The 6951-nt window shown below is 34.6% G+C and carries 7 protein-coding genes; 4 read left to right on the top strand and 3 right to left on the bottom strand.

Going from position 1 to position 6951, the window contains the following annotated elements; all coding sequences use genetic code 11:
• Window positions 1–1168 precede the first annotated feature (1168 nt).
• Together NI470_RS15320 and NI470_RS15315 are read left to right on the top strand one after the other, a co-directional pair.
• Complete coding sequence (locus tag NI470_RS15320) at window positions 1169–1516, top strand: type II toxin-antitoxin system TacA family antitoxin (RefSeq protein WP_253148955.1); 348 nt, start codon at window positions 1169–1171, stop codon at window positions 1514–1516.
• Complete coding sequence (locus tag NI470_RS15315; protein ID WP_253148957.1) at window positions 1461–1964, top strand: GNAT family N-acetyltransferase; 504 nt, start codon at window positions 1461–1463, stop codon at window positions 1962–1964. The genes NI470_RS15320 and NI470_RS15315 overlap by 56 nt, the downstream gene beginning before the upstream one ends.
• 41 nt (window positions 1965–2005) lie before the next feature.
• Here the strand turns inward: NI470_RS15315 and NI470_RS15310 are convergent, their stop codons facing one another.
• Window positions 2006–2299, bottom strand: coding sequence for a hypothetical protein (locus NI470_RS15310; RefSeq protein WP_253148959.1), 294 nt, complete (start codon window positions 2297–2299; stop codon window positions 2006–2008).
• A gap of 184 nt (window positions 2300–2483) precedes the next feature.
• Here NI470_RS15310 and NI470_RS15305 point away from each other — a divergent pair, with 184 nt between their 5' ends.
• Both NI470_RS15305 and NI470_RS15300 read left to right on the top strand, forming a co-directional pair.
• Window positions 2484–3776 carry a radical SAM protein gene (locus NI470_RS15305; protein ID WP_253148961.1) on the top strand — a complete coding sequence of 431 codons (1293 nt, stop codon included), beginning with the start codon at window positions 2484–2486 and terminating at the stop codon, window positions 3774–3776.
• Window positions 3773–4447, top strand: coding sequence for a YqcI/YcgG family protein (locus NI470_RS15300; RefSeq protein ID WP_253148963.1), 675 nt, complete (start codon window positions 3773–3775; stop codon window positions 4445–4447). The genes NI470_RS15305 and NI470_RS15300 overlap by 4 nt, the downstream gene beginning before the upstream one ends.
• Window positions 4448–4643: 196 nt before the next feature.
• Here the strand turns inward: NI470_RS15300 and NI470_RS15295 are convergent, their stop codons facing one another.
• A complete protein-coding gene (locus NI470_RS15295; protein WP_253148965.1) occupies window positions 4644–6458 on the bottom strand; it encodes a relaxase/mobilization nuclease domain-containing protein in 1815 nt (604 codons plus the stop codon).
• Window positions 6448–6858 carry a MobC family plasmid mobilization relaxosome protein gene (locus NI470_RS15290; RefSeq protein ID WP_253148967.1) on the bottom strand — a complete coding sequence of 137 codons (411 nt, stop codon included), beginning with the start codon at window positions 6856–6858 and terminating at the stop codon, window positions 6448–6450. Before NI470_RS15290 ends, NI470_RS15295 begins: the two co-directional genes overlap by 11 nt.
• Window positions 6859–6951 lie beyond the last annotated feature (93 nt).

Below are 6951 nucleotides of genomic sequence, written 5' to 3'. Positions count from 1 at the left end.
CAATCTACCCTGCTTTGGCTTTTGTAAGCTTTAAATTGGAAAATCTTTGATTTTTCTGTTTAAAGCTTTTCGGGGGTATCGGGGGTGAAGCCCCTGATCAAGGTCACAGACTATCACTGTTTAACGTAGTTAAATAGGGGTATCTGTGTATCCTTGCTTATTAAAATACAAGCACATGTCTACCCCCAGAATTTAATCAAATGACACGGTATCTAAACTCTAGGAAGTATTGGCATGAATCTTGTAAAATAAAGGCACTCAACTCTTTCTCATCGCCACCACAGCCTTCACTTCGTTCAGGCAGATGGTGGACGTTGAGAGAGTTTCGGCAATACTCTCCCTAAGGGCGTGATCTTAAAAAAAATCACATTCCCCTAAGTATTGCCGATTTAACCTAATAGGCTGACGGAGCCACGCATCGGTCGTATCCGCACCATGCTTCACATACATGGCAGACAAGGACTAAAGGTTTTGCACCTCTCCCCACGCGCTCCTTGTCGAAGTATGACGGTATCTCTGCGAGGGTTTCCCCAACATGCAACTTAACCAACCTATACAACTACTCTCAACGCTCCGCTTATGTGGGATTCCCCTGTAACGGTTTCGCCTTTCGACGATCGCTACGATGCACCAGTGACACTTATTCCCTCCACATGCACCGCATATCAACCTTAAAAGGATGTACAGGAGTAGATAAAGCTCGACCTAGTGGTGCTTATTTGATGATTTAAACTGCTGAATTAACGAAGAGTTTCAAATTAGGGGCTTGTGTAACTGTTCTATTTCTTTAAAATAGGTATTGGTACTAGCCTTTAAGGTGAATATCAGTACGAGTTGGTAGCTCTGCCGATCTTTCGTTAATTGATGTTGGTAGCATCAAATAACTGTACCCACTGAATTTAAAGGAAAAGCCCAATAACTTGCAAGAGTTATTGGGCTTTTTCTTTTTTACATTAAAAAAATTGCACAACAGATCAAAATATGCTCAAATAATAGTGGTGCCATTTTGGCACCACTAGATAAAAGATGTATAATCCATTCATCTTAGCGTGACGCTGTTTTTAATAGTCCAACGCCGATGAAAAACAGTTACTTCATTCTAATCACTGTGATTTAACCGTTTCAGTCTTAAACAAGATAAACATTCAATTCAATTAGGAGTTCAAAAGTGATCAATACCAAATTGCATGACAATTCGAGAGAAAGAATTTCAGCAAGGGTTAGCCATGAGATTTATGCAGTTATATCCAAAGCTGCCGAAGTCACAGGTCAAACAATAAATAATTTTATGGTTCAATCCGCTTTTCAACAGGCACAAGATACTATTGATAAACACAATATGCAGTGGATCAAAGTGACTGAAGATCAAGCTGGTTGGTTAAAAGCAAAATTAGAAGAGCCAGCAATCATCAATCCTTATTTACAGGATGCTCTTCGTCTATATCAGGAGACAACCAACGATGTCAGTAACATTAGCAATTCCATACGCCGATATGGCAAAACAGGAGATCAATGACTTTCGTGAGAAATTTGATTGTGGGGAACCATCACTAAATGAATATTTAGTAAATACGATGGGACAACATAATAAGAAAGGAATTACACCTTCGTTTCTACTTCCGTCAACAGATCCTTTACACCCTTTAATTGGGTATTACTCTCTCACTCATGGACAACTCGACTGTTCAGGTTTAACAGAAAGTACAAAAAAGAAATTAAAACTTCCCAATATTGTTCCGATCCTACGTTTATCACGACTGGCTATTGATAAACATTTTGAGAAAAAGGGTTTCGGTAAAATTTTAATGGCTGAAATCTTTTATCGTGCCCAAATATCAAAGCAGAATGGTGGTTGCGTTTTTATCATTGTAGATGCTCTACATGAAGATGCAAAAAAATACTATGAGAAATATGGTTTTGAAGCAATGGTGGACAATCCATTGCAACTTTACCTAAAAGTATAAAAGAAATATGACTTACAAACTCCAGTACTATTTTTACTTTGTTACTGGAGTTTTGTATTGTTTTTCAATAGCTTTTCATCAATAAATATGGTTTTACCAAAAATTAGATCACAATCTGTAAGGTATCTTTTTGTATGAAGAAGATGATATTGCCAAATTTTTAATGCATTTTCAGACGGCTCTAAGCAATCATGAATATCCATAATTTTTAAAGTTAAAAAGTCCTTATATTCCTTAATATCATTTACAAAACATAAATCATTGTTTTCATAAAAATTTTTTATAAAAGTTAAATCTAAATTCTGAATAACTAAAGGTATGTTCAGTTGTTTCATGTCAAAAAAACTCAATAAAAACACTGTTGTATTTTAACTAAATTAATTTTAAACTTATAGCTTAAAATTTAAACCTTCCCTTTGGAGTTTCATCATGGAAAAAGTTTTCACACCAGAAACAGGTACAGTACATGGCGCTTGCACACTACAAGGTGGTTACGCACGCTAATAGAGAGATATCAGCATGTATTTAGAAGTCGAATCAAATAAGGGAAATAGATATCTTTTTGATGGGTTAAGCAATGAGATATATAGCTTAAAACCCGACTTTAAAATTACTGCTGGTGCATCTCGAAATAGTCTTGGGTTGCCAAATATTGAACGATTTGTCACCCCAGATTCTCAAACTGAATCAAAACTTAATAATTTAGCTAAAACTTTAATTATCGAGTTAACAGAACAATGTAATTTAAGATGCACATATTGTGTTTTTGATGATGCATACTCTAAAGAACGTTCACATTCGTCTACTAAACTAGATATATCTTTAGCAAAAGAAAAAATTTATAATTTTTTTTGTAGAGCAAATGAAGATGCATATATTATTTTTTATGGTGGTGAACCTCTATTAGAGTTTAAAGAAATTATAGAATTAACCAATTACGCTAAGTCATTATTTTCTGAAAGAGTAAAATTTTCCTTCACGACTAATGGAATGGCTCTTACTGAAGATAAGTTTGATTTTTTAATTGAAAATGATTTTTTAATTACTGTTAGTTTAGATGGTTTTAAAAAAAATCATGATTCCAAAAGGATTACTATTAATGGAAATCCTAGTTGGGATAGAATTATGAGTAATCTTGAAAAAATTAAGTCATATAATTCGTATTTTTATGATTCAAAAATAATTATCAATAGTGTAATTAATAGTATCGAAGACCTAGAAAATATAAATGATGAGATAAATCATAATTTACTTTTAATAGGAAAGGAAATTAGATTCTCATTTCCTATTCAGGACGCTATTTTAGAAACTAAAAAATATAATAATTTTAATTCTGAAAACTATGCTGAAATACAAAAGATTTTTCTTAATAAAAATTTTTTAGAAAACAGCTTCTATAAAGATCGACTATTACCTTTAGTAAAAAAAATAGCATTTAGAAAATTAGGGAATGATGCTCAAAATGGTAAAAAAAAATGTGTTCCGTTTGTCAATCGAACATATCTGAGATCAAATGGAGATATTCAGTTTTGCGAAAGAATTTCATCTTATAAGAAAGTTAAAGATGAAAATGATCTTCTAAAAGAATCTGAAGCTATCCAGAAAGAGTTTTATGACAATAAAACAGACTCATGCTCTCAATGTTTAGCATATAATTTTTGTGAATTATGCCCTGCATCTTTTTATTATGATGGTACATTTAGTTCACAGCACTCTCAAATCTGTAACAATTTTAGAGAAGAATTCTTTTTAGCATTAAAACTTTATATAGATTTATCAGAAATAAATATTAAATTTTCAGACTTAAAATGAAAGATTTTTGCAATATTTCAGAAATCTATACAAATAATATAGAATTATTTAAAGATCTAGAATCTTTACTTACATCTAAAAAATTTCCTTGTCTTTTTGCTATGAACTCTTTCCACAAAAATCATATGTACGTATATGATGCAAGTAATTTAGAAGAAAGAGAATATTCAAAAATATATAACCAACTCTCTAATTTTTCGAAATATATAAAAAAATATAATAAAGAAAAGAATTTTTATACCATAATTTTGGTTATTAAAGGTCCTCAAGAAACGTCTCCAGAATTTCTTAAAGACTTTATTTTCTCTTTTTTAATAAAGCTAAAAGAGTATGATTCAACAAATGAAACTATTACTAAAAATGATATATTGAAAAATAATTTTCAGTTTTCTTTAGATAGCGATATTTGGTTTCCTGTATTCCTTTGTCCAGAACACATATCTACTATACGACGAGCAAATATATCAATAATTGCATTTCAACCTAATCAAACTTTTGATTTACTCAAACAACACCCTAATAACTTTTATGAAAAAACAAGAAAGGCTACTCATAATAGAATTGATAAAATATACAATTTCAAAAGACCCTTTTTTTTGTCAGAAAAGAGTAGTGGAATCAATGCAATACAATATTTAGGTTTCGACCCAATTCATCCTAATGAAAGTTAAAAGTCCTTGTTTAAATTAATTTAAACAAGGATATAGAAAATTAATCACAATTAGGACAGCTTTCGCCAGGACCACTACATGGTCCACCACAATAGTTACATGTTGGATAACGGCCAAAATAGATAAACATAAATTTATATCCTTAAGTAAAAGTTGCTCAATTACATTTATATATTTTTTTTGAATAATTTCATATTTAAAACTCTAAATCCATTCCTTGATCTTGCTTAGGTCGAGGTTTTTCTATTTCCTTTTGCCGTTCTCTCATCTGGATGATATTTTTTTCAATATTTCGGATGTTTCGAGCAAATTCTTCTGAGCTTTGGCTACTTCTGACGAGACTAAATGCTGTGTGGTTGAGATTCTCTCCAGAACTTCTTCGTTGTTCGCTGTAATCTGGCTCATCTCTCGAACTTTTCCATTGATCTGCTCGGTAGAGCTTGCTGTACTGCGTTCTAGCTCGTGAAATTGCTTCTGTATTATCGCTAATGATTTCTGTGCTTGCTGTAAGCTTTGCTGATCGCTCTCGATTGTCTTTGATTGAGCTAACAAGGTTTGGATAATCTTGGTTTGCATTGTGTCTAAAGCTTGCTGTTGCTTCTGCAACAGCTGTTGTTGTTGCAGTAATTGCTGCTGTTGTTCTTCGATGATTCTCAATAATTGTGTTTCTAATTCGGTCATCGTTTAATACCCCATTGGAATCATGTAGCCGTTCTGCCATTCCCCTGCATTCTTGTTGATCTGAATACATAAGCGCTGAGCTTTGCTGTCTGGTCGCTTGCATGTGCTGATCGTCAAGCTGCCCCCTGATCGATTCAAATGGTCGACCCTCATTTGTTTCTCGTTGATTACGGTGTTTAGCGTCTGCATCTCGCTGTATTTGTTTTTGGTGACGAGACCAAGCGAGAAAATCGCTATAAGCAAAATAACTGCTGCTGAAATCAGTCCCACATTCAAAATGGTAAGTTTTTTCTGTACCGCTTGATTCTGGGCTTGCTGTTCTTGGCTCTGTATTTGCTCGTTTAATTGCGTTAAATGGCTCAATTTCGATTGCAGCAAGGTTTGATAATGGCTTAACTGTTTCTCGACCGTCTGGGCGTTGTTTTAAATGCTCTGGGCTATTTTCTCGTCCGACTGTTGGATAGCGGTCGCTGTGATATTGGCTCTTGTGTTCAAGCTGTCTCTGATAGTCTGTGACGTTTGCTCGATACCGCTCAGAAGTTGTTCCTCTGTACTCTGCAATTCGCTGTTGTACTTCTTGTCGATATTCGCCAGTAGCTCTAAAGCCTTGCTCATAAATCTCGCCCTCTAAACGGATAGGACGTTTTGCGCCCTCATACGGGTTTTCAATGGATATGGAGTTTTTTACTTGTCGAGTGACATTGATTTGATTCGATTCAAGCCATTGCACCAATTCTTGCCGATCGGCAACTTCACCATTAGAAACCGCTCGGTAAACACGTTGATGTAACTGCTCTTTAAAATCCTTAATATCTTTGGGTAGGTTCTTTTTATTTAAAAATAGCTGTCGATGCTCAGGATCATCGGGGTCATACAGTGAATGTTCGGTATTGGTGATCTGCTTAAATAGATCGACTCGATCTAAATCAACTGGCGCATAGAATGGCTGTAGGCGTTTGCCTGTTGAAAGCTCAACATTTGGAATCACAAAATTAAGCTCAAGCCTTGTCTCGCCTGTGTCCTGATTAATTTTGTCTTGGTGCTGTACCCATAAAATTTGATATTGGTCTTTCTCTAGTCCCGGGAATAAACATTCCTCAAAATTTTGCATGATCTTCTGCTTATCCTGGTCAGATAAATCATGCTCATAAAAGGACAAACAGCCTGAAGTATATTTTTTGGCAAAGGGACTGCTATCAATCAATTGCGCTGTCAGCTCTACATCACCACTAAGCACCTGTGCGTGTTCACGCTCTCGATCTTCACCCAGTAAATAGTCAAGGCAGCCTTTTGATAGACCTGAACCATGTCGAAAGAAATCAACGATCATCTGGACGTAACTCCCGAAGCTGTTGATCAATCGAAATTAATAAATGAAGTAACTTCACTTTATCGAAAGTACCAGTACCTGCAATATCAGTATTCACTGCTTTCGCAATCTGATTCACATTATTACCAATCCGACTAAGTTCTAAAATTAACACTCGCTCTGTCTTGTTATACGAAGATTCAACAACCTTTGTTGCTTTAATTTTTTGGTCATTTTCTGCTTTGGAATTATGAATTTTAGTTGCTTTCTCTAATGCTGCTTGTCGAAGTAACTTTGCAATCGAACCATAAGGATTATTGCAATCAAGCAATTGATACTCTGATTCTGAAAGTCTAACTTTAAAAGTTCTCTCTCGAATAGCTTCACCTTGCTTATTCTCTTCTTGTTCATGTCCTGACATTTCAATCTACCCTGCTTTGGCTTTTGTAAGCTTTAAATTGGAAAATCTTTGATTTTTCTGTTTAAAGCTTTTCGGGGGTATCGGGGGTGAAGC

The sequence above is a fragment of the Acinetobacter lwoffii genome (assembly GCF_024129115.1).
Taxonomy (GTDB): domain Bacteria; phylum Pseudomonadota; class Gammaproteobacteria; order Pseudomonadales; family Moraxellaceae; genus Acinetobacter; species Acinetobacter lwoffii_T.
This window is presented reverse-complemented; position numbering and strand designations above follow the sequence as displayed.